Origin of the sequence: Caballeronia telluris, from assembly GCF_001544495.1 — a bacterium.
Lineage (GTDB): Bacteria > Pseudomonadota > Gammaproteobacteria > Burkholderiales > Burkholderiaceae > Caballeronia > Caballeronia telluris.
Genome location: NZ_FCNZ02000050.1, coordinates 1 through 20,211, shown reverse-complemented (window position 1 = coordinate 20,211; position 20,211 = coordinate 1). Strand labels below are relative to the sequence as shown.

18 protein-coding genes are annotated in these 20,211 nt (G+C 64.2%); 12 read left to right on the top strand and 6 right to left on the bottom strand.

Annotated elements, in window-relative coordinates; genetic code table 11:
* From AWB66_RS30360 to AWB66_RS30350, 3 genes are all read right to left on the bottom strand, one after another.
* Nucleotides 1–308: DUF2950 family protein (locus AWB66_RS30360; RefSeq protein ID WP_125469839.1), on the bottom strand; the 308-nt coding region annotated here is incomplete at its 3' end.
* 16 nt (nucleotides 309–324) lie between these two features.
* Entirely contained in the window at nucleotides 325–1,599 is a 1,275-nt protein-coding gene (locus AWB66_RS30355) for a DUF3300 domain-containing protein (RefSeq protein WP_087633725.1), read from the bottom strand.
* Nucleotides 1,600–1,877: 278 nt separating this feature from the next.
* The gene (locus AWB66_RS30350; RefSeq protein ID WP_235021317.1) at nucleotides 1,878–2,864 is read right to left on the bottom strand and encodes a hypothetical protein; all 987 of its coding nucleotides are present in this window, start codon (nucleotides 2,862–2,864) and stop codon (nucleotides 1,878–1,880) included.
* 429 nt (nucleotides 2,865–3,293) lie between these two features.
* Between AWB66_RS30350 and AWB66_RS30345 the strand changes: the two genes are divergently transcribed.
* The 10 genes from AWB66_RS30345 to AWB66_RS30300 all read left to right on the top strand — a co-directional run bounded on the left by AWB66_RS30345 (nucleotide 3,294) and on the right by AWB66_RS30300 (nucleotide 15,023).
* Entirely contained in the window at nucleotides 3,294–4,331 is a 1,038-nt protein-coding gene (locus AWB66_RS30345; protein WP_087633724.1) for an amino acid ABC transporter substrate-binding protein, read from the top strand.
* A 16-nt stretch (nucleotides 4,332–4,347) separates the two neighbouring features.
* Nucleotides 4,348–5,688 carry an ArsB/NhaD family transporter gene (locus AWB66_RS30340; RefSeq protein WP_087633723.1) on the top strand — a complete coding sequence of 447 codons (1,341 nt, stop codon included), beginning with the start codon at nucleotides 4,348–4,350 and terminating at the stop codon, nucleotides 5,686–5,688.
* Between the two features lie 132 nt (nucleotides 5,689–5,820).
* On the top strand, nucleotides 5,821–6,495 hold the full coding sequence (locus AWB66_RS30335; RefSeq protein ID WP_087633722.1) for a VIT1/CCC1 transporter family protein: 675 nt from the start codon (nucleotides 5,821–5,823) through the stop codon (nucleotides 6,493–6,495).
* A gap of 181 nt (nucleotides 6,496–6,676) precedes the next feature.
* On the top strand, nucleotides 6,677–7,804 hold the full coding sequence (locus AWB66_RS30330; RefSeq protein ID WP_087633721.1) for an AI-2E family transporter: 1,128 nt from the start codon (nucleotides 6,677–6,679) through the stop codon (nucleotides 7,802–7,804).
* A gap of 146 nt (nucleotides 7,805–7,950) precedes the next feature.
* Complete coding sequence (locus tag AWB66_RS30325) at nucleotides 7,951–8,946, top strand: 2-hydroxyacid dehydrogenase (protein WP_087633720.1); 996 nt, start codon at nucleotides 7,951–7,953, stop codon at nucleotides 8,944–8,946.
* A gap of 131 nt (nucleotides 8,947–9,077) precedes the next feature.
* Entirely contained in the window at nucleotides 9,078–9,287 is a 210-nt protein-coding gene (locus AWB66_RS30320; protein WP_087633719.1) for a DUF3311 domain-containing protein, read from the top strand.
* 15 nt (nucleotides 9,288–9,302) lie between these two features.
* Complete coding sequence (locus AWB66_RS30315; protein WP_087633718.1) at nucleotides 9,303–10,688, top strand: sodium:solute symporter family protein; 1,386 nt, start codon at nucleotides 9,303–9,305, stop codon at nucleotides 10,686–10,688.
* 28 nt (nucleotides 10,689–10,716) lie between these two features.
* Nucleotides 10,717–12,378 (top strand): amidohydrolase, encoded by a 1,662-nt coding sequence (locus AWB66_RS30310; protein WP_087633717.1) that lies wholly within the window; start codon nucleotides 10,717–10,719, stop codon nucleotides 12,376–12,378.
* The gene (locus AWB66_RS30305; protein ID WP_087633716.1) at nucleotides 12,378–13,346 is read left to right on the top strand and encodes a CobW family GTP-binding protein; all 969 of its coding nucleotides are present in this window, start codon (nucleotides 12,378–12,380) and stop codon (nucleotides 13,344–13,346) included. Before AWB66_RS30310 ends, AWB66_RS30305 begins: the two co-directional genes overlap by 1 nt.
* Nucleotides 13,347–13,634: 288 nt before the next feature.
* A complete protein-coding gene (locus AWB66_RS30300; protein ID WP_087633715.1) occupies nucleotides 13,635–15,023 on the top strand; it encodes a glycosyl hydrolase in 1,389 nt (462 codons plus the stop codon).
* Between the two features lie 75 nt (nucleotides 15,024–15,098).
* On the opposite strand, the gene AWB66_RS30295 is transcribed toward AWB66_RS30300, so the two are convergent.
* A complete protein-coding gene (locus AWB66_RS30295; RefSeq protein ID WP_087633714.1) occupies nucleotides 15,099–16,427 on the bottom strand; it encodes an MFS transporter in 1,329 nt (442 codons plus the stop codon).
* 52 nt (nucleotides 16,428–16,479) lie between these two features.
* Nucleotides 16,480–17,754, bottom strand: a complete 1,275-nt coding sequence (locus tag AWB66_RS30290; protein ID WP_087633713.1) for a glucarate dehydratase family protein — start codon at nucleotides 17,752–17,754, stop codon at nucleotides 16,480–16,482.
* A 174-nt stretch (nucleotides 17,755–17,928) separates the two neighbouring features.
* On the opposite strand from AWB66_RS30290, the gene AWB66_RS30285 reads away from it, so the two are divergent.
* Complete coding sequence (locus AWB66_RS30285) at nucleotides 17,929–18,633, top strand: GntR family transcriptional regulator (RefSeq protein WP_087633712.1); 705 nt, start codon at nucleotides 17,929–17,931, stop codon at nucleotides 18,631–18,633.
* A 174-nt stretch (nucleotides 18,634–18,807) separates the two neighbouring features.
* On the opposite strand, the gene AWB66_RS30280 is transcribed toward AWB66_RS30285, so the two are convergent.
* Nucleotides 18,808–19,704 (bottom strand): LysR family transcriptional regulator, encoded by an 897-nt coding sequence (locus tag AWB66_RS30280; protein WP_087633711.1) that lies wholly within the window; start codon nucleotides 19,702–19,704, stop codon nucleotides 18,808–18,810.
* Nucleotides 19,705–19,918: 214 nt separating this feature from the next.
* Here AWB66_RS30280 and sdhC point away from each other — a divergent pair.
* A partial coding sequence (gene sdhC / locus AWB66_RS30275; protein ID WP_087633726.1) for a succinate dehydrogenase, cytochrome b556 subunit occupies nucleotides 19,919–20,211 on the top strand: 293 nt, incomplete at its 3' end.

Here is a 20,211-nt window from a genome sequence, read left to right as displayed (position 1 = left end):
TGAAACGCGTTCAGTTCCGCGAGGGCGTTCTCGCGCAGGACGCGGTCCTCGGCCGGATCCGGCGATATGACGAGCCGCTTGTGCGCTTCGCCGAAGATCGCGACCAGCGCGGTTTCATCGTTCGCCTTGAGTGCCGCCGTCAGCGCGCTCACGGCGGCTTCGGGCGTCGGAAACGTTTCCTGTTCGGCGGCGAGACCCAAGGGCGGCATGCAAAGGCCGAGTGCCAGCGCGATGCCGCCCAAGGTCCGGACGATCGCCGGCCGGCGAAGCAGACGCGCTCGTGTGCCGATCTTTCCGGATCCGTGCATAAAGGTCTCCGTTTCGTTATCGGCGGCCAGCGCGACCTCCGCCGCCTCCGCCCCCACCGCCCCCACTGAAGCCTCGTCCACCGCCGCCGCCGCCCGAATAGCCGGCGCCGCGCCCGGCGCCGCCGCCAGCGGAAGCGCCGGTACGTCCGGTGCCGCTCGTCCGGTCGACCGAAGGACTGCGCGTGCTCGCCATCGACTCGCGGCTCGCCGCTCCGCGCGAGCTGTTCGCCTGTGCATCGCGCCCAGAACCGTAGCCGCTGAAGGCGTCGCCGCCGCGACCTTGCGACGCCGCGTTGCTTCGGGGCGCCGAATCCTGCGTCGATGCACGCGGCGTCGTCTGTCGGTTGCCTGCCGCGCCTGCCGCGCCGGCGGTGCCTGCTCCAGTGCGGGTCGCGGTGTCGCCCACGCGCGGTGAACTGGCGCGCGCGGTGCTGCCGGATACCTGACCCGGCTTCTTCTCCGACTTCCACGTACTCGACTGCGCCGACTGGCGATTCGTGCGGTTGGTGTTCGTCGCATCGACATTGGTCCGGTTGACGTCGCCCCGGTTGACGCTCTGATCCCGGTTGATGTTGATCGTGTTGTTGCCGCCGCTGTAGTTGGCTTCGTAGCGGCCGCCGCTCCATGCGGCGCCGATGGCCGCGCCCCAGATCAGGCCGGTTGCGAGCGCGGCGCCGGGCGGGTAGGGATAGTAATAGACCGGATACGGCGCGGGCGCATAGCCATACACGGGATACGGGCTGCTGACGACCACCGTCGACGGGTTGTACTGCGGCACATAGATCACTTCCGGATTGGCGGGCACGATCTTGACGACTTCCTTTTCGACCACGATCACCTGCTTGTCGTCGGACTTCAAGTTGCCCGCGGATTGAGTCTGACGGCGAAAGCGCTGGATGGCCTGAAGCACGCCGTTCTGGTCGGCGACCACGGCTTCGCCGAGGGCCGCCGTCCAGTCGAGCTCGACGCTCATCTTCTTGACGACCTCGGGGTAGTTCAGCAGGGCCTTGATCGGTTCCTGCCACGCATCGTTGACCGGGAGATTCTTGTCGCTCTTCCGGCGATCGAGAAACCGGTCCGCCTGGACGATTTCGAGCGGGTAAGTCGCGGAAGGCAGGATGATCGCGATCAGGTCGTCCGGGTAGAGGGCGATCGGTCCGACGAGCTTGTCGAGATCGGCAGCCGACATCGGCGCAGGCTCGCTGCCGCTTGCCGCCGGCGCCTGAGCGAACGCGCTCCCGGCGGGAAACACCAAGCAGGACAGCAGAAGCACAATCAGGATGTTGCGCATGGCTATCACCGTTCGATGTCACGACCGAGTCACATTTTTCTGCTTCTGAGATTCAGCCCATTCCGTCGTCGATCAGGCGAGTTCATTGAGGTATGCATCGCGCCCGGCGCCGCCTTGGCGAAGAAGGTTTCGATTGCAACGTGTCCGGAGTCGAGCACAAATGGAGCGATCTCGAAGCGGGCAGAGCGGAAGTCTTGTTCATGCATTCTAGGACATGCACACGCCCATATGACAGTGCTGAACGATTATGTATTACCCGCGTATGAACGATTCGATTGCTAGAAGCTCACTGCAAATCCAAACGACACGCCGTGGACGTTGTGGCCGAACACGTAGCGCACCATCGCACGCGTGCGCGTGATGATCACCGGATAGGTGCTGCTGTCGAGTTCCAGGCCGACACCCAGCGAGGTGAGATCGTTGAAGCCGAGCGCGCCCGCGCTGTCGCCGAAATAATGCGAGTACGCCGTTTCCAGGACATAGCGCACGGGCTTGTCGAGTGCTCGCAGGCCCGTGGGAGCGCGCCAGCGCGCCCAGAGGCTGAACTGCTGTGCCGTCGCCGATCCCTGCACCGCTGCCGACGACGCGCCGAAGCTGCGCAGATAGATGTCGGTGGCCCGCAGTTCCACGTCGATCTCGTACTTCTCGCGGTAATGCTCATAGTCGAGCACGAGCGAGCCGCCATAACCATAGGCGTCGAGCACGCCGTCCTGAAGGAACTCGAGGTTCGTGTCCTTGATCTGGTTGATGACCGTCTGGGCGATCCGCAGGTCGCTCGCCACCCGGCCGATCGTGCCGTTGAGAATCGGCCGGAACTTCAGTTCGTCCGTGATCGCGAAGTCCCAGCCGATCCCGATGGTCGTGCTCGCGGTGTTCCATTTAGCGGGAAGCGGCCGTTGCTGGACGCCCTCGGTCGCGACGAAGGTCGGATCGTAACGGCTGTACGCGACCGTTCCTTCGAGGTAAAGCGGAAACGACTTGCTGATCGTGAAGCCGCCGCCCAGTTGCGTCTGACCGAAGCCCGGATTGCCCGTGGCGCCGTTGTTGATCGACAGGGAACTGGTCGTCACGTCGGGCACGGTGGTGTACGTCATGATCGCGAGTACCGCGTCGGCGTGCTTCTTGACGTTGGCGCCGAGTATCAGCGGCGCCTGAGGCTGATCGCCGCTCGACTGGGCGTAGCAAGCGCCGCAGAGCAGGGCCTGGGCGAAAATCGCCGATACGAATGATTGCGCGTGCCTGGAGGTCGGACTCGAGTTCGACATGTTCGGCGTGCCCTGTGTTCGACCGGTGACGTCCGCTGTCTAACGATCAAGCCGGATGTATGTCAACGATTAATCCCTTCCGATCTTCCGTTCTTCTTTGCGTTCTTCTTTGCGGCGAAGGCACGGCCGAACGCTGCACATAGCGGCGTGGCGCGTCCGCAGAATGTACATGAGCCACATCGGAAGCTGCAAGCACCGGGGCGGATCGCTCGTTGGGTGAGTCCCTTGTCGCCCGATGCAGATCGCCTATAACTGTTTACACGAGACGCTCGTTCGCCGCGTGCGTGGCCGCGAGGATGAAGCGTTGCCGACCGCATCCTTTGTCCGCGACAAAAAGAGCGGGCGCGTAGGCAGGCGCGAGACGCGACCACCGGCCTTCGCCTCGGATCAGAAGCAATAACCCGATGAAGTCCGGTCTCCGGGGAATCCATGACTCCCATCCGCCGAATCATCAAGCGCGCGATCTTGTGGTCATTGCTGCTCTTCATGGTTGTCGATCCGCCCGCTCAGGCGGCGCGCGGCGACACCGTCGCGCAGGCCCGATCGCGTGGCGCGCTTCGCTGCGGGGTGAGCGAAGGCGTGGCGGGCTTCTCCGTCAGGGACGCAACCGGGCGCTGGGCAGGCATCGACGTGGATTTTTGCCGCGCGGTCGCCGCCGCGGCGCTCGGCGACGCGGCGCGCGTCGCCTTCGTGCCGCTGAGAGCATCGGCCAGATTCCCCGCGTTGCGCACGGGCACGGTCGACCTGCTCAGTCGCAACACGACATGGACCCTCGTCAGGGAAAGCACGCTGGATGTGCGGTTCGCTGGCGTGCTGTTTTATGACGGGCAGGCCTTCATGGTCCCGAAGCAATCCGCGGTGACGAGCGTCGCCGGTCTCGATGGCGCGACGGTCTGCGTCGAAAAGGGCACGTCGAGCGAGACCCATCTCGCGGACTACTTCGCAGCCCGGAAGCTCAGCGTCAAGCCGCTTGCGATCGACTCGGTGAGCGAAGTCGCGAACGCCTACTTCAAGGGCCTGTGCAGCGCCTATACGGCCGATGCCGCGCACCTTTCCGCCGTTCGTCTGCTTGTCCCCGGTCGTGCGGCGGACCATGTGATCCTGCCCGAGCGGATTGCCAAGGAGCCGCTCGGGCCGGTCGTCCGTGCCACGGACGACGCGTGGCTGACGCTGGTGCGCTGGGTGTTGTTGTCGCTGATCGCGGCCGAAGAGTACGGCGTCACGCAGGGCAACGTGAAGGAGCGCATGCGCGATCCGTCGATTGCGAAAGCGCTCGAACCCGGCGCCGACGTGAGCATGGCGCTCGGCGTCGAACCGGGCTGGGTCGAGCGCGCGGTGCTGAGCGTCGGCAACTATGGCGAGATCTTCGAGCGCAACCTCGGTGCGCAGAGCCCGCTCGGTCTCGAACGCGGACTCAACCGCCTATGGACGCAGGGTGGCCTGATGTACGCGCCACCTGCGCGCTAGCTCACCGGGGCGCCTCATGAGCGAACTGCAGATCTACATCGTGCTGGGCGTATTCGCGTCGGTGATCCTCGCGATCGCCTTCAACGTCGTCGACATGGCCGTGGCCGCGCTGATCGGCGTGTGCGTCCTGATCGCCCTCGGCATCTTGACCGAGGACGACCTGATGACCGCGACTAGCACGTCCGGCGGAGCGCTCAGTCTGCTGTTCGGCGGCATGGTGGTCGCGCGCATTCTGTCCACGACAGGACTCTTCGAACTGATCGGCGACATCTACCTGCGCGCGACGGGCGGCAGCGGCCGGCGATTCCTGCTCCTGCTGATGGCGCTGGTCGCACCGATCTGCGCGTTCCTGCCCAACGCGACGACCGTCATCCTGCTTGCACCCATCATCATCCGCGTCGCGACCGCGCTGGAAACGGACATCGTCGGGCCGATGGTGCTGACCGCGATCGTCAGTAACGCCGCCGGACTGCTCACGCTGGTGGGCGATCCGGCGACCTTCCTGATCGGCAGTTCGATCGGCATGAGCTTCGGCGATTATCTGCGCCGCGTGAGCCTGGGCGGTGTCGTGGCGCTCCTCGTGATCGTGCCGCTCTTGCCCGTGCTGATGCGCGGCGTATGGCGCCTGCGCCGGCCGCTTCCGCCGCCCGTGGAACGCGCGCGGCTCGTTCGACCGGTCTACGCGGCGTGCTCGCTCGCGGTGCTGGCTACGATGATCGTCCTGTTCGTTCTGGGCGAGCGCCTGCCGACGCGCGTCCTGCCGCCGATGGTCGCGATGATTGCGAGCGCGCTTGCACTGCTGGTGGGCTTCGCCGCGAGGGTCGAGCCGACCGACAACGTATTGCGCGACGTCGACTGGAACACGCTCCTCTTTCTCGGCTCGATCTTTTGCCTCGTGCAGGCGGTGGCGAAGACGGGGCTGTTGCCGCTGCTCGCGCTGAAGCTCTACGCGGTATTCGGCACCCAGCTGACGCTGGTCGCGCTCACGATGATCGGCGGTATCGGGCTGCTCTCGGCGGTGCTCGCCAACGTGCCGGTCGCGGCGGCGTCGATTCTCGTCGTGAAGGGCTATCTGGTGGCGGCCGAAGCGGTGCCCGATGCCGCGCTCGATCCGAACTTCACGCAATGGCCCGCGGCGACGATCCCGGTGTTCGTCGGCATGATGTTCGGCGCGACGCTCGGAGGAAATGCCACGCTGATCGGCGCGTCGGCCAACATCGTGTCCGCCGGCATCTGCGCGCGGCACGGCAGCACGGTCACGTTCGCGAGATTCCTGCGCTTCGGGCTCCCGATCACCGCGGCGCAGCTTGCGGCGTCGGCGATCTATATTCTCGTGCTCTCGCGGTGGATGAGCTAGCCGGTCATGCCCTTGCGTGCGTTCATGGCGCAGCCGAAGACGCGCGCAACGATCCACCTATAATTCAGACGTAAGCTTGAATGCGCACCTCGCGCATTCAAGCCCGGCTGCCAACGACGGGGAGAGCGTCACGTGAATGCCTTGATCCAGGAGAGCAATGTCGACGCGCGCGAGCCCGTCCTCGATACCGTGGACCGGGTGTCGGAGCTGTGCTTCGGACTCTTCATGGCACTGACGTTCGTCGGCACCGTGTCGGCGGCGACGGCCGGCGCGGACGCCGGGCAGAAGATGCTTTACACGGCGCTCGGCTGCAATCTCGCCTGGGGACTCGCCGACGCGCTCATGTTCCTCGTCCGCACGCTGACCAACCGCGGCCGGCGGCTGACGCTCGCGCTCGCCATCCGGAGCGCGCCCGACGCGGCAGCCGGACGTCGCGTGCTGCGCGACGCCCTGCCGAAGTTCATGCGGTCGCTGGTCTCGGACGAGGACCTCGATTCGATTCGGCTCAAGCTCGCGGCCGCGACGAATCTGCCGGACCGCCCGCGTTTAGCGCGCGACGATTACGTCGGGGCGCTGGCGATCTTCGTCATCATCGTGCTGTCGACGTTTCCGGTCGCTTTACCGTTCATTGTTTTCAGCGACGTACCGACTGCGTTGCTCGTTTCGCGCATCCTGACGCTCGTGATGCTCTTTTGCGGCGGACTGGCGCTCGGTCGTCACGCCGGGTGGGGCGGATGGAAGGCCGGCCTTGGAATGGTGATCTTCGGCGTCCTACTGACGATGGCGATCGTCGCGCTGGGCGGCTGAGCGATCTGCCGAAACCCGGCGAGAATGTAACGCCCATCGACGCATCGACGCATCGACGCATCGACGCATCGCGATTCGAAACGTTCGAGGCGATTGTTTCGAGGCCGAATCGCCGCGCATGAGCGGCGAAGCGAAACCCGCCGTTGCGTCCCGGCACCGGAGAACCTGCGAGGAGACCATCATGTTGCTCACGCCGACGTCGGACAAGGCATTTTCCCGTGGCCTGCTCGATGTCTTCATTCGGGCCGGGCTGACCGCTGCGCTCGTCATCTTCTGCTTCGAGATTTTCCGTCCGTTCTTCGATCTCGTGGTCTGGTCGCTGATACTGGCGACGACCATCTACCCGCTGCAGGTCGGGTTGAGGAGACGGCTCGGCGACCGGCACGGTCGCGCGGCGGCGCTGATCGTCGTGCTGGCGCTCGGCGTGGTGATGGCGCCTACGTACCTTCTGGGCAATGCCGTGGTGAATTCCGTCGAGAATGCGGTGACGGCCGTCAGGAACGGAGACTTGTACGTTCCGCCGCCTGCCGAAGCGGTGGCGGCATGGCCGCTCGTGGGTAAGCGGGTGTACGAACTGTGGATGAATGCTGCAACCGACCTCACCGGCCTGCTGCAGCGGTTCTCGCCCCAGATCAGGGGATTCAGCCTCGTTGTTCTCGGCAAGCTCGCCGGTCTCGGCATGAGCGTGCTGGTATTCGTCGCCGCGCTGATCGTCGCGGGCGTCGTCATGGCGCACGGAGAAGAAGGCAAGAAGAGCGCCCTGAAGATCGCCTCCCGCATCTTCGGCCCGGACCGGGGGGCGCGCATCACCGGGCTCTGCACGACGACCATCCGCGCGGTCGCGCTCGGCGTCGTGGGGATCGCTTTTATCCAGATGATGCTGATCGGCGCGGGATTCATTGTCATGGGCATTCCGGCCGCCGGCCTGTTGACGCTCGCCGTGTTGCTGCTCGGCATCATGCAGTTGCCGGCGACCATCGTCACGCTGCCCGTGATCGGTTTCGTGCTTTACACGCAGGGCGCGAGCGTGGCAAGCATCGTGTTTGCGATCTATGTGTTCGTCGCGGGACTCGTCGATAACGTCCTGAAGCCGCTTCTGCTGGGCCGCGGAGTCGACGTGCCGATGCCCGTGGTGCTGATCGGCGCGCTCGGCGGCATGATCTCGGGTGGCGTGATCGGCCTGTTCATCGGGCCGGTGGCGCTGGCCGTCGGCTATCGGCTCTTCTGGCTCTGGGTCGAGGACCCGGCGGGAGAAGCGGCGAACGCGCGGGGGCAACGCCAGCCGAGCGTCCGCGCAGAAGGCCGATGATCCGTTCCCAGTGGCGCGCGTAGGCCCAAGGTCCAATTGCGCGGCCGCGCGCCGGTACACAGTATTGGTTGACGAAACTGGCCGTATTCGCGCGCCGCCGCATGGAACCGAATCAGCGACGCCGCGCTTTTCGCAGGAGAGACATCATGGAGATCGCCGTCTATAGCGCCAAGCCCTACGACCGCGAGTATCTCGAGGCCGCGAACGCCACGATGGGGCATCGGCTGCAGTACTTCGACGCCGGGCTCGACGGGGAAACCGTCGCCCTCGCCTCGGGGCATGGAGCCGTCTGCATTTTCGTGAACGACAAGGCCGATGCCGACGTCCTCGAAGCGCTCGCACTCGGCGGCACGAAGTTGATCGCCCTGCGCTGCACGGGCTTCAACAACGTGGATTTGAACGCGGCGAGGAACCTCGGTCTCAAGGTGGTGCGCGTGGTCGACTATTCGCCGAACTCGGTCGCGGAACATGCCGTCGCGTTGCTGATGGCGATCAATCGCAAGATTCATCGCGCCTACAACCGCACGCGCGACTGCAACTTCGCACTCGACGGCCTGATGGGTTTCGATGTTGCCGGCAAGACCGTGGCGGTCGTCGGGACCGGGAAGATCGGCCGTGTGTTCGCGAAGATCATGCTCGGGTTCGGCGCCGACGTGATCGGCTACGACACCTTTCCGTCTCCCGAATTCGAGGCGCTCGGCGCGCGCTACGCGGTGCCCGGCGAGATCGGCGCGAGCGCGGACATCATTTCGCTTCACTGTCCGCTGACGCCGGACACCTATCACATCATCGACGCGACCATGCTGTCGCGCGCGAAGCGCGGCGCGCTCCTGATCAACACGAGCCGCGGCGCTCTGGTGGACACCGAAGCGGTCATCGATGCGCTGCGAAGCGGACAACTGGGCGGCCTCGCGATCGACGTGTACGAACAGGAGGCGGGCGTGTTCTTTCGCGATCTGTCCAACACGATCATCAACGACGACACGCTGCTGCGCCTGATGTCGTTTCCGAACGTCATCGTCACGGGTCATCAGGCCTTTCTCACGCGCGAGGCGGTCACGACGATCTGTCAGACGACCTTGCAGAGCGTCACCGAGTTCGAAACCGGTCAGCCGCTGTCGAACGAGGTGAAGGCTCCGTGAGCATGCAATCCATTCATCTGGCGCTATCGATCGAGTCCATCTGGCTCTAACGAGCGATTTTTGCGCCGCCGATACTGTCTGCAGACTTGCCGGCACCCTGCCGAGCGGGCGAACAAAGTCTGGAGACGACAATGCTGAGATACCTGATCGGCCTGGGGCTTCCCTATGCCGGCGTGATCGGCTTCCTGCCCTGGATCGCCACGAAAGACGCCTACGTTCTCGGCGTTCCGCTGCTGTACGCCTGGATTTTCCTTTGGTTCGTGCTGACCTCGGGGTGCCTCTTCGTCTGCTGGCATTTCTTCGATCGTCACATATCCGATACCGATCCACGCAACGCCTGAGCCGGGAGTTCCTGCATGTCCACCCTTGTCTTTCTCGGATTCATCGCGTTTTCGCTCTACCTTGCCATTCGTTCCGGCAAGGGACGCGGCGGCCAGAGCGTCCATGACTTCTTCGTCGCATCGCGGCAGTTCGGCGCGGCGCTCGTGTTCTTCCTCGCGGCCGGCGAAATCTACAGCATCGGCACGATGGTCGGCTTTCCCGGCGGCATCTACGCGAAGGGACCGACCTACGGCATCTGGTTCCTCGGCTACATCCTGCTGGCCTACCCCATCGGCTATTTTCTCGGACCCAAGATCTGGCAGGCCGGCAAGCGCTATAACGCGATCACGCTCGCCGATCTCTTCAAGGGCCACTATCGCCATCGTGGCGTCGAACTGGTGGTCGCGGTGTCGTCGATCCTGTTCCTGATTCCCTGGGGACAGTTGCAGTTCACCGGGCTGGTCGCCGCCTTGCGCGGTCTCGGCTGGCACTTCGAGCCCTTGCATCTGATCCTGATCTCGGCCGCGCTGGCGTTCGCCTATATCGCGATCTCGGGCGTGCGGGCCTCGGCCTACATCGCCATCCTGAAGGACATCCTGATGGTGGTGGCGATCATGATCACGGGCGTCGCCGTGACGTGGGAATACGGCGTGCACGACGTATTTCACGCCGCGAGTCAGCACGTCAGCAACACGATGAATCCGGAGCAGCTTCACTTCTCGATGAGCACCATCGTGTTCCAGGCGCTCGGCTTCTACATGATGCCGTTCGCCGCGCAGAACTTCTTCACCGCGAAGAGCGCGAACACGATTCGCCGCACGCAGGTCGCGATGCCGCTCTACATGCTGATGTATCCGTTCCTCGTGGTGGCCTCGTACTATGCGATCAGCGCGAACCTGAAGCTCGCGACGCCGAACGACGCGTTCTTCACCGCCGTGGTGAACCTGCTGCCGGGCTGGCTCGTGGGACTGGTCGCGGCCGGTGCGGCGTTGTCGGGTCTGCTGGTGCTCGCGGGCATCTGTCTTGCCATCGGTCCGATCGTCACGCGCAACCTGCTGCCGAACATGCCGGAAAGCCGCCAGAAGCGCGGCGCGAAAATGGTGATCGTGGTGTATCTCGTGGTGTCGATCATCACGACGCTGCTCACGCCCAACCTCATGCTCACGCTCATCAACACGACCTACTATGGCGTCACCCAGTTCCTGCCGGGCGTGCTCGTGATCCTGTTCGGACTGCGCGTGCGGCCGGCCGCCATCGCGCTCGGCATCGTCGTGGGACAGGTGCTCGCGATCATTCTCTACACGAAGGGCGTCGACTTCGGCGGCATCAACCTGGGCCTCGTTTGCCTCGGCGTCAATCTCGCGACCGTCGGCGTGTTCAATACCGTGATCCGGTCGCCGAGGCCCGTCCACCTTTCCTGAACGCATAGCTGTCATCAACGGGAGAACCATGTCCTCAGCACGAACCGCCCGCCAGGCCGCGACGACCGTCTTCGTTGCACGCCGCATCCTGACGATGAACCCCGCGCAGCCGCGCGCGACGCACGTGGCAGTGCGCGACGGCCGCATCCTGGCCGTCGGCAATGCGGAAGACGTGCAGCAGTGGGGCGACTGCGCGATCGACGAAACCCTTCGCGACAAGGTGCTGATGCCGGGGCTCGTCGAAGGCCACTGTCATCTGATGGAAGGCGCGATGTGGGATGCCGCTTACGTCGGCTATTACGACCGGCGCGGTCCGGACGGCACGCTGTGGCGCGGACTGACGTCGATGCAATCCGTTCTCGACCGCCTGCGCGAAGCCGAGCGCCGCATGGACGACGACGGGGCGCCGCTTCTCGCGTGGGGCTTCGACCCGATCCTGTTCGGCACGCAACGCCTGACGGTGCGCGAACTGGACTCGGTCTCGGCGACGCGTCCGATCGCCGTGCTGCATGCGAGCGTGCATCTGATGAACGTGAATAGCGCGATGCTGCGCCTGGCCGGCATCGACGAGGACACCGACATCGACGGCATCGTGCTCGACGAAACCGGCCAGCCGACGGGCGAGTTGCAGGAGTTCGCGGCGATGTTTCCGGTGTATCAGGTGATCGGCGGCAAGCTGTCGATTGCGGCCAGCGAGAAGCCGGACGCGATCTGGAATTTCGGGCGCGTCGCGCAACTCGCGGGCGTCACGACGGCTACCGATCTGGTCAACGATCTGTCGCCGCTCGGCAACGAGACGCTGCGCACGGTGACGGGCGACCCGGACTATCCGGTGCGCATCGTGCCGGCGCTGGCGCCGCAGCGCAGCCCATCGGCGGGACCGGAGGCGCTCCGCGCCGCGATGTCGGCGAATACGGACAAGCTGCGTTTCGGCCCGGTGAAGTTCATCGTCGATGGCTCCATTCAGGGCTTTACCGCGCGCGTGAAGTGGCCCGGCTATTTCGGCGGACAGCCGAACGGTCTCTGGCTGATCGCGCCAGAGCAGCTCGCCGCCGTGCTCGCGCCGTTCCACGAGGCCGGTTTGCAACTTCACATCCACACGAACGGCGACGAAGCAACCGAGGTCACGCTCGACGCACTGGAGAAACTGCTGGCCGCGACACCGCGTCCCGACCATCGCCATACGCTGCAACACTGCCAGATGGCCGACGCCGCGCAACTGCGGCGTATCCGCGCGCTCGGGCTGTGCGTGAACTTCTTTTCGAACCACATCTACTACTGGGGCGACGCCCACTACACGCAGACGATGGGCCCCGACCGCGCGAATCGCATGGACGCGGCCGGATCGGCGCTGCGGCTCGGCATTCCGTTCGCGTTCCATTCCGACGCGCCGATCACGCAACTGAGCCCGCTCTTCACCGCGTGGTGCGCGGTGCGCCGCCGCACGGCTTCGGGACGCCTTTTGGGCGCGGAAGAATGCGTTCCCGTCGACGACGCGCTGCGCGCCATCACGCTCGGCGCCGCCTATACGCTGAAAATGGACGATGTCGTCGGCAGCATCGAAGTGGGCAAGTTCGCCGACTTTGCCGTCCTCGACGAGGACCCGTCCGAATGCGCGCCTGAGCGGCTGAAGGATGTGCGGGTGTGGGGCACGGTGCTCGGCGGGCGGGTCTTCCAGGCGCCGGCGTGATGTCGGTCGCAACGAGCGCGCCGCTTGCGCCGATCGAACTGGTCGTTCTAGGCGGCTATCTCGGCGCCGGGAAGACCACGGTGCTGAACGCGCTCCTGACGCAGCCGCACGGGCGGCGCGTGGCCGTGATGGTCAACGATTTCGGCGAGGTCAACATCGACGCGCGGCTCGTGCGTTCGCAAAGCGATGACCTGATCGAGCTTCAGAACGGCTGCATCTGCTGCTCCATCGGCGGCGCGCTGGTGGACGCGTTGCGCCGCGTCGCCGCGAGGTCGCCGCGTCCGGACATGCTGCTGATCGAAGCGAGCGGCGTCTCCGATCCGCGTCGCATCGCGCAGATCGGTTTGGTCGGGCGGGATTTCCGCCTGCACGGAATCGTCGTGATGGCCGATGCCAGCGGGCTCGATGCCACGCTGGCGAATCCGCTCGTCGGCGAGATGGCGCGCGAGCAGATCGAAGCCGCGACGGTCGTGGCGGTCACGAAGCTCGACTTGCTGCCCGAGGCCGCGCACGCACAGGTCTTCGCGACGATCGCGTCGATCGCGCGCACCCGGCTGATCGTGGCCGCCGACCACGGCGCGGTGGCGCCGGAACTGATCTTCGGAACGGCCGCGACGCTTGATCGCGCTGACGAACGGCCGCTGCGGGCGTCGCCGATACCGCGCCGGCTCGAACTTCGCAGCCTCTCCGTGCGACTGGACGGCCCGGTGCGCAAGGCCGCGCTCAAGACTTTCCTCAAGACTTTGCCCGGTACCGTGCTGCGCGCGAAAGGAATCGTCCGACTGGACGACGACGGCGGTCTCTACGTTTGTCACGCTGTCGGGGGGCGGGTGGCGCTGTCGCGGATCGCAAACGAACACGCGGTGGACGACCGGGTGCTGGTTCTGATCGGCAGCTTCGACGCGCAATCGGAGCGCGCGCTCGCCGACGCCGCCCGCGCGATGGCACGGCAGGAAGCCGAACGCTGATCGACTTAACGCCTTCGTGACGCGCGCTCGCGCGTCACTGTGCTCGTCTCCTGGCCCGCTGGAACGGCCATCGGAGCAGCGAGCGGAAAAAATCCCCGTTTCGATTGATGCAGAAAAGCGATGTCCTTTGGGACTCGCATGCCTGCACTCGCGTTTTGAACGGGCAAGCAAGCTAGAAGGAGTTCATAAACCGTTTCATTTTTGCCGACTTGTTTAAGAACTGTCTGACTGAAAGGTCGATGTTGGCTGGATACAATTTTTTACATCCTAATCCAGCAACTTCTACTCATGACCGTCAATAAGCGCAGTGCAAACCAAGTCAACATTTCCGAACTCACGGCCAGCGTCACCCACGCACAGTTGTCGCGCCGCAAGTTCCTTTCGTATCTGATTGCCGGCGCGAGCGGCGCGGCGCTCGTCGCCTGCGGCGGCGGGGGCGGAGCGGAGGATGGGGGTGCCCAGGTAAAGGGCGTCGAGAAGGCAACGGCCGGTGCGTCACCGGATGGAACGACGATTCCTTCGGGCACATCCATCACGGACAACTCGGGTAACACGTGGACGCTGGTCAGCAATCGCGTGACGAAAAACGGCGCGACGGTCGCGACCGGCTCGCCCAAGCCGCTGGCGCTGATCCTCTGGTACGGCGGCGTCATCTACGCGCAGAACGCCGACGGCATCTGGTTCCAGAACGGCAGTCCGTGGACGTCCATTGGCACGACCGACCCGCGCACGAAGGGCAGCGGCGCCGCCTCGGCGCTCTTCTACGGCATGAACGGCCACATGGCTTACAACAGCGGCATCTACAAGACGACCGCTCCGGCCGCGCAACTCGCGTTGCTCAAGGATCTCGGCGCCACGATCTACCGCTGCGACGTCGCGAGCGGCGGCATGTCGCAAGTCCTGGCCGACGCGCTGAACGGTGCGTTCAAGGGCAGCGGCGTGCAGATCCTGCCGGTCCTCAACCCGAAATCCGCTGGCTGGGATGTCGCGAGTTCGGAATCGGCGGCCTACACGCTCGGCTATAACCTCGGCGTGAATTGCACGAAGCCGCTGAAGGGCCTCGTGAAATACATCGAATGCGGCAACGAATGCGACGTCCCGCTGAAGATCGGCGGCAACGGCGCCTCATGTGCGGACTGGAGTCCCGCGTACTGGCCGTCGTTCCGCGGCGTGATCCGCGGCATGATCGACGGCGTGAAGGCAGTCGATCCGACGATCCAGGTCGGCGTGAACGTCGGCATTCCGATGGCCTATCGCGCGCTGCAGATGTTGTGGAACGGCATCTCGCCAAACGGTACGCCGAACGGCGTGGGCGGCGCGGCGCTCGTGCGCTGGGACATCACGATGTATCACTGGTACAAGAGCTCCTACGACATCCAGTATGCGGGCGGCTCGGCGGCGGTCGACATCCTGCAAGTGCTGAAGGATTCGTTCGGCAAGCCGATCTGGCTGACGGAGTTCGGCTGGTCCGGTTCGCAGGACACGCCCGATTCGGCCGCGGCCTACGTGACGAAGGCGATGACGCAGTACAAGTCGGTCAAGGACAAGTACAACCTCCAGAGCATCATGATGTACTGCCTGATCGACGCGAACTACGGCCTAATCAAGGCGGACGGCGTGACGAAGAATCCGGCCTACGCGGCATACAAGAACTTCGTCGCGGCGAATCCGGTTTAAGCGTCGAAACCGCATTCCCGGGACGACCGGAACGCGCTTTCTCGCAACCCGACCCGGTGCAACGCCGGGTCGAAGCTACGCTGCGAGCGCCGCGCGTCCCTCGCGCGGCGTCATGCGGGCAAAGAACACCACCGCGGCGGCCACCACCGACATCACCGCAAGCCCCGTGAGCCCACCCTGAATCGACCCGGTCTTCTGTTCGAGAAAGCCGAAGGTCGCGGGCGCCACGAAGCCGCCCAGATTGCCGATCGAATTGATCAGGGCGAGCACGGCGGCCGAGATCCGCGCATCGAGGTAGCCCTGCGGAATCGGCCAGAACAGGGACGACGCAGCCTTGAAGCCAATCGCGGCGAAGCAGATCGCGACGAACGAGAACAGCGGGCTGCCCTGACCGGCCGCATACATGCCGGCCGCGGCGATCAGCAGCACGCACGCGACCCAGGCCTGCTGGAACTTGAAGCGCGCCGCGAGCATCGCGAAGAAATACATCGCCGCGATCGAGATCAGCCACGGGATCGAATTGAAGAGCCCGACCTGGAAATCGTTGAAATGCCCCATCTTGCGGATGATGCTGGGCAGCCAGAAGGTCGCGCCGTAGATCGTGAGTGACACCGAGAAATAGATCAGGCAGAAGATCAGGATCTGCGGATCGCGCAAGAGACTCCAGACCGACGGCTTGACGGCGTGCACGGCATCGCGAACGCGCTGTTCTTCCTCGATTTCGGCGACGACCGCATCCTGCTCTGCGCGGCTCAGCCATTTGGCGTCGCGCGGCTTCGAGTCCAGCCAGAACCAGACGAAGCCGGCCAGCACCACCGAGGCCATGCCTTCGATCACGAACATCCACTGCCAGCCGTGCAGGCCGCCGCCGCTGATCAGCATCAGTGCGCCCGAGATCGGCCCGGAGAGCACCGAGGCGAGCGCCGAGCCGCTGAGAAAGATCGCCATCGCCTTGCCTCGCTCGTCGCGCGGCAGCCACTTGGTGAAGTAGAAGAGCACGCCGGGAAAGAAGCCGGCTTCCGCCGCGCCGAGCACGAGGCGCATCGCGTAGAACGACATCTCGCCTCGCACGAACGCCATGCCGACGGCGGCCAGACCCCACGTGATCATGATGCGCGTGAGCCACGCCTTCGCGCCGAAACGTTGCAGCAGCATGTTCGACGGCACTTCGAAGATCGCGTAGCTGACAAAGAAAAGTCCCGCGCCGAGTCCATAGGCCGCGGCGCCGATACCCAGATCGGCGCTCAGGTGCTGGCGCACGAAACCGATATTCACGCGGTCGATGTAGTTGACGATGAACATCACGACGAAGAGCGGCAGCACGTGCCACTTCATCTTGCTGACGGCGCTCGCCAGCGCGTCGGCTCGCTCCGGGTGGGCGGGGGCCGGGGTGGTTCTGTTCATGGGTTGTCTCCGTAATGGGCAATGCGTATCGCGTGTCGAGCGTCTGCGCAGATCAGAAGCGCGGATTCTTGCCGCTGAAGTCCGGGTCGTACTTTCGCATCTGCTTCAGGTCGTCGCGATTGCGCACGCCGCACGAGAGATACTGGGCATGCAGTTCAGCCAGCCGGTCGCGATCGAGCTCGACGCCGAGACCCGGCGTGGTCGGCACGCGCACCGCGCCGTTGTCGAAGCTCACGCGGCCGCCCTTGATGACTTCCTCTTCCTGCCACGGGTAATGCGTGTCGCACGCATAGGTGAGATTCGGCACGCTCGCGGCGACGTGCGTCATTGCCATCAGGCTGATGCCGAGGTGCGAATTGGAATGCATCGACATGCCGAAGCCCCAGAGCTTTGCCATGCGCGCGAGGGTCTGCGTGGCGCGCAGGCCGCCCCAGTAGTGATGATCGGAAAGCAGCACCTTGATCGAGCCCATGTTGCAGCCGCGGCGGAAATCGTCCATCGTCGTGATGACCATGTTGGTCGCGAGCGGCAGGCGCGTGTGCTTCTGGAGTTCGGCCATGCCTTCGAGTCCGGGGCACGGGTCCTCGTAATACTCCAGGATTTCGTCGAGTTCGGGCGCGGCCTTGATGCTCGTTTCAAGCGTCCAGTTGGCGTTCGGATCGAGACGCAGCGGCATGCCGGGGAACGCCTTCGCGAGCGCCTGCATGCAGGCGATTTCATGTGCCGGCTCGAACACGCCGCCCTTGAGCTTGATGCTCTGAAAGCCGTACAGGTCGATCATGCGTCGCGCCTGCGCGACGATCTGCTCCGGGCTCAGGCCTTCGCCCCAGGCATCGGGCGCATAGGGTGTGTCGATGTGCTCCGCGTACTTGTAGAAGAGGTAGGCGCTATAGGGCACGGCGTCGCGAACCTTGCCGCCGAGCAAGTCGACGATCGGTGCGCCGACGATCTGCCCCTGCAAGTCGAGCATCGCGACTTCGAGCGTGCTGATGACCTTCGGCGCGTTCTTCGCGGCATGCGAGCCGGGCGCGAGTTCGAATTCGACCGCGCCGGGACTCGCCTTGATCGTCGCGCGCACGCGCTCTTCCATGCGGTTGAGGTCGAACGGCGAGAGGCCGATCACGAGCGCCTTCGCCTCTTCGAGCACGCGCAGCATCGGTTCGTCGCCATAGGTCTCGGAGATGCCGACGCGGCCATCGCTCGTCTCCAGTTCGACGATCGCGCGCAACGCCCACGGTTCGTGAATGCCAGCAGCGTTCAGAAGCGGGCCATCGCGGAAGGCGATCGGCGTAATGCGCATTTGAGTGACGGTGATGTCGCGAGTCATGGTGGCAATCCGGCAAAGAAGGAGTGGAAGCTGACAGACTCATAGTAAAGCACTAATATATTAGTGTGTTACTGGGGAAAGTACTCACATCCGTGTTGCGCCAAAAATGCCGCGCAGCCGCTTGGGGCGGGGCTGGCGTCGGCTATAGTATTAGTATCTCAGTGAGCTCTCGTCATGAAAACCAACGCTTCCCCGTCGACGGCGACCCGGCTCGACCGGTCCCGCCATGCCGCGCCGCAGGTATTCGAACGACTGCGCGAACTGATCCTGTCCCTCGAACTGGCGCCGGGGACGGTGCTGTCGCGCGCCGAACTGGCGATGCAATACGGACTGAGCCAGACGCCGGTGCGCGACGCATTGATGAAGCTCGGCGAAGAGGGCCTCGTCGATATTTTTCCGCAGCACGCCACGGTCGTCAGCCAGATCAACGTGACGTCTGCGTTGCAGGCGCACTTTCTGCGCCGGTCGATCGAACTGGAAGTCGTCCGCACGCTTGCTGAACAGCGCGACACCGCGTTGATTGCCCGATTGCGCGCCACGATCGCAAAACAGTCGGAACTACGCGACCTCAAGAACTATGAGCAGTTCTCGCTGCTCGATCAGGCTTTTCATCGGCAGATGTACGAGGCGGCGGGCGTGCCGCAACTCTGGGATCTGGTGCGCAGGCTGAGCGGCCACATCGACCGGCTGCGTCGCCTGCACCTGCCGGTGGAAGGCAAGACAATGGCCGTGGTGCGCGATCACACCGAGATCGTCGATGCGATCGAAAAGGGCGACGCCGAAGGCGCGCAGGCCGCGCTACGCAAGCACCTTTCGGGAACGCTCAACCAGGTCGATCAGATCCGCACCAGTCATCCCAACTTCTTGACGGACGATTGACACGACGCTATCGGGGTGTGGCCGCCGGCCTCAAATGCGGCGGGAAGAACCCGCAAGTCATCTTGCCCGATGTCGCCAATCTCGATGCCGTCGCTGCCGCGTTCCGGGACATGGGCGAGAACTGTAGCGCGGGCTCGCGAATTCTTATTCATGCGGCGGAGCAGCTTGTCTGGATCAAGTCCCCTTAGCTGAAACATGGCTGGCGATCGACACAAAGTTGGCGGTCTTGGCCGTGGCACCGTCTTCGCGCGTGGCAAGTGCAAGGCGAATCGAAACATTCGCGCCTTGTATGTCGACGTATCCAACGCCTTCGACCTGAATCTGGCAAACCGATGCGGGCACCAGCGAGACGCCGAACTCGGCGGCAACCAGGTTGACCACGGACGACAACTGGGGCGCCTGCTGACCGATTACAGGTTCGAAACCGGCGTCCCGGCACGCGCCGATGATTACGTCGTGCAACGTGGGACTCGCCTCACGCGGCAGCAGGACAAAGGGTTCGTCCGCGAGCGCGGATAGCGGCGCCTTCTTCTTGCCCGCCAGTCGGTGACTCGCCGGCAACACGATCTTCATCGGCTCCGTGGCGATGTGATGAAACGAAACGCCGGCCGGTGACTGACTTCCCAAACGGACGAACGCGACATCCAGGCGCTTGTCGTTGAGATAGCCGAGCAGTTGCGCCGTATTCCCCTCGACCAGACTAAGGCTGACGCTCGGGAATGACTGCCTGAACTCGCGAATCAGCTTCGACACGACCGGGTTGAACGCGGCGGAACCGGTGAAGCCGATATTCAATTTCCCGACCTCGCCGCGGCCCGCGCTCTGCGCCTTCTCGATCGCATTGCGCGCATCGGTCATCAGACGCTTAGCGTCGATCGCGAACGCTTCGCCGGCCTCCGTCAGTACCACGCCGTGACCCGTGCGGCGAAACAGCCGAACGCCGATTTCGCTCTCCAGCGCATGAATTTGCTGGCTGAGCGGGGGCTGTCCGATGCCAAGCCTTTCGGCTGCGCGCGTCACATTGCGCTCTTCCGCAACGGCCAGGAAATATCGAATATGCCGGAGTTCCATGCGATATATATAGAATCAATATCAGATAGACGAGATAGATATTGGACAGTATATCAACGCTGCGACAAAATGCGGCTATCGCGCAATGCGCGGGCAAAAGAACTCATCCCCGAATACATCGCCTGCCGTTCTTGAGACAGGCGGGACGAGTGGCGCCCGTCGCCGTGTGTCTGCGGGGCGCGTTCGTCAATCAGATAGAAGGATGGGATGAGTCATGGCTGAAGCCGTAAAAAAACCAAGGCCCGAATTCCGTAACATCGGGATCGGTCAAATCGCGAAGTATCGCTTGCCGCTAGCAGGGAAGGTCTCCATCCTGCACCGAATCAGCGGTCTTCTGCTGTTCATCTCGCTGCCGTTCCTGCTGTATCTGCTGGACCAAAGCCTGACATCGGAAATCAGTTTCGATGCGTTCAAGGGCTTTCTCGCCCACCCCATCGTCAAGATCATCGTGCTCGTGCTGTCGTGGGCGTACCTGTTCCACTTCTGCGCGGGCATTCGCTTCTTGCT

Coding starts and splice junctions, on each gene's coding strand:
- AWB66_RS30285 (WP_087633712.1), top strand. CDS start 17,929: ATGAAAACCAACGCTTCCCCGTCGACGGCGACCCGGCTCGACCGGTCC.
- AWB66_RS30310 (WP_087633717.1), top strand. CDS start 10,717: ATGTCCTCAGCACGAACCGCCCGCCAGGCCGCGACGACCGTCTTCGTT.
- AWB66_RS30320 (WP_087633719.1), top strand. CDS start 9,078: ATGCTGAGATACCTGATCGGCCTGGGGCTTCCCTATGCCGGCGTGATC.
- AWB66_RS30280 (WP_087633711.1), bottom strand. CDS start 19,704: ATGGAACTCCGGCATATTCGATATTTCCTGGCCGTTGCGGAAGAGCGC.
- AWB66_RS30355 (WP_087633725.1), bottom strand. CDS start 1,599: ATGCGCAACATCCTGATTGTGCTTCTGCTGTCCTGCTTGGTGTTTCCC.
- AWB66_RS30295 (WP_087633714.1), bottom strand. CDS start 16,427: ATGAACAGAACCACCCCGGCCCCCGCCCACCCGGAGCGAGCCGACGCG.
- AWB66_RS30290 (WP_087633713.1), bottom strand. CDS start 17,754: ATGACTCGCGACATCACCGTCACTCAAATGCGCATTACGCCGATCGCC.
- AWB66_RS30300 (WP_087633715.1), top strand. CDS start 13,635: ATGACCGTCAATAAGCGCAGTGCAAACCAAGTCAACATTTCCGAACTC.
- AWB66_RS30350 (WP_235021317.1), bottom strand. CDS start 2,864: ATGTCGAACTCGAGTCCGACCTCCAGGCACGCGCAATCATTCGTATCG.
- AWB66_RS30330 (WP_087633721.1), top strand. CDS start 6,677: ATGTTGCTCACGCCGACGTCGGACAAGGCATTTTCCCGTGGCCTGCTC.
- AWB66_RS30315 (WP_087633718.1), top strand. CDS start 9,303: ATGTCCACCCTTGTCTTTCTCGGATTCATCGCGTTTTCGCTCTACCTT.
- AWB66_RS30345 (WP_087633724.1), top strand. CDS start 3,294: ATGACTCCCATCCGCCGAATCATCAAGCGCGCGATCTTGTGGTCATTG.
- AWB66_RS30325 (WP_087633720.1), top strand. CDS start 7,951: ATGGAGATCGCCGTCTATAGCGCCAAGCCCTACGACCGCGAGTATCTC.
- AWB66_RS30305 (WP_087633716.1), top strand. CDS start 12,378: ATGTCGGTCGCAACGAGCGCGCCGCTTGCGCCGATCGAACTGGTCGTT.
- AWB66_RS30340 (WP_087633723.1), top strand. CDS start 4,348: ATGAGCGAACTGCAGATCTACATCGTGCTGGGCGTATTCGCGTCGGTG.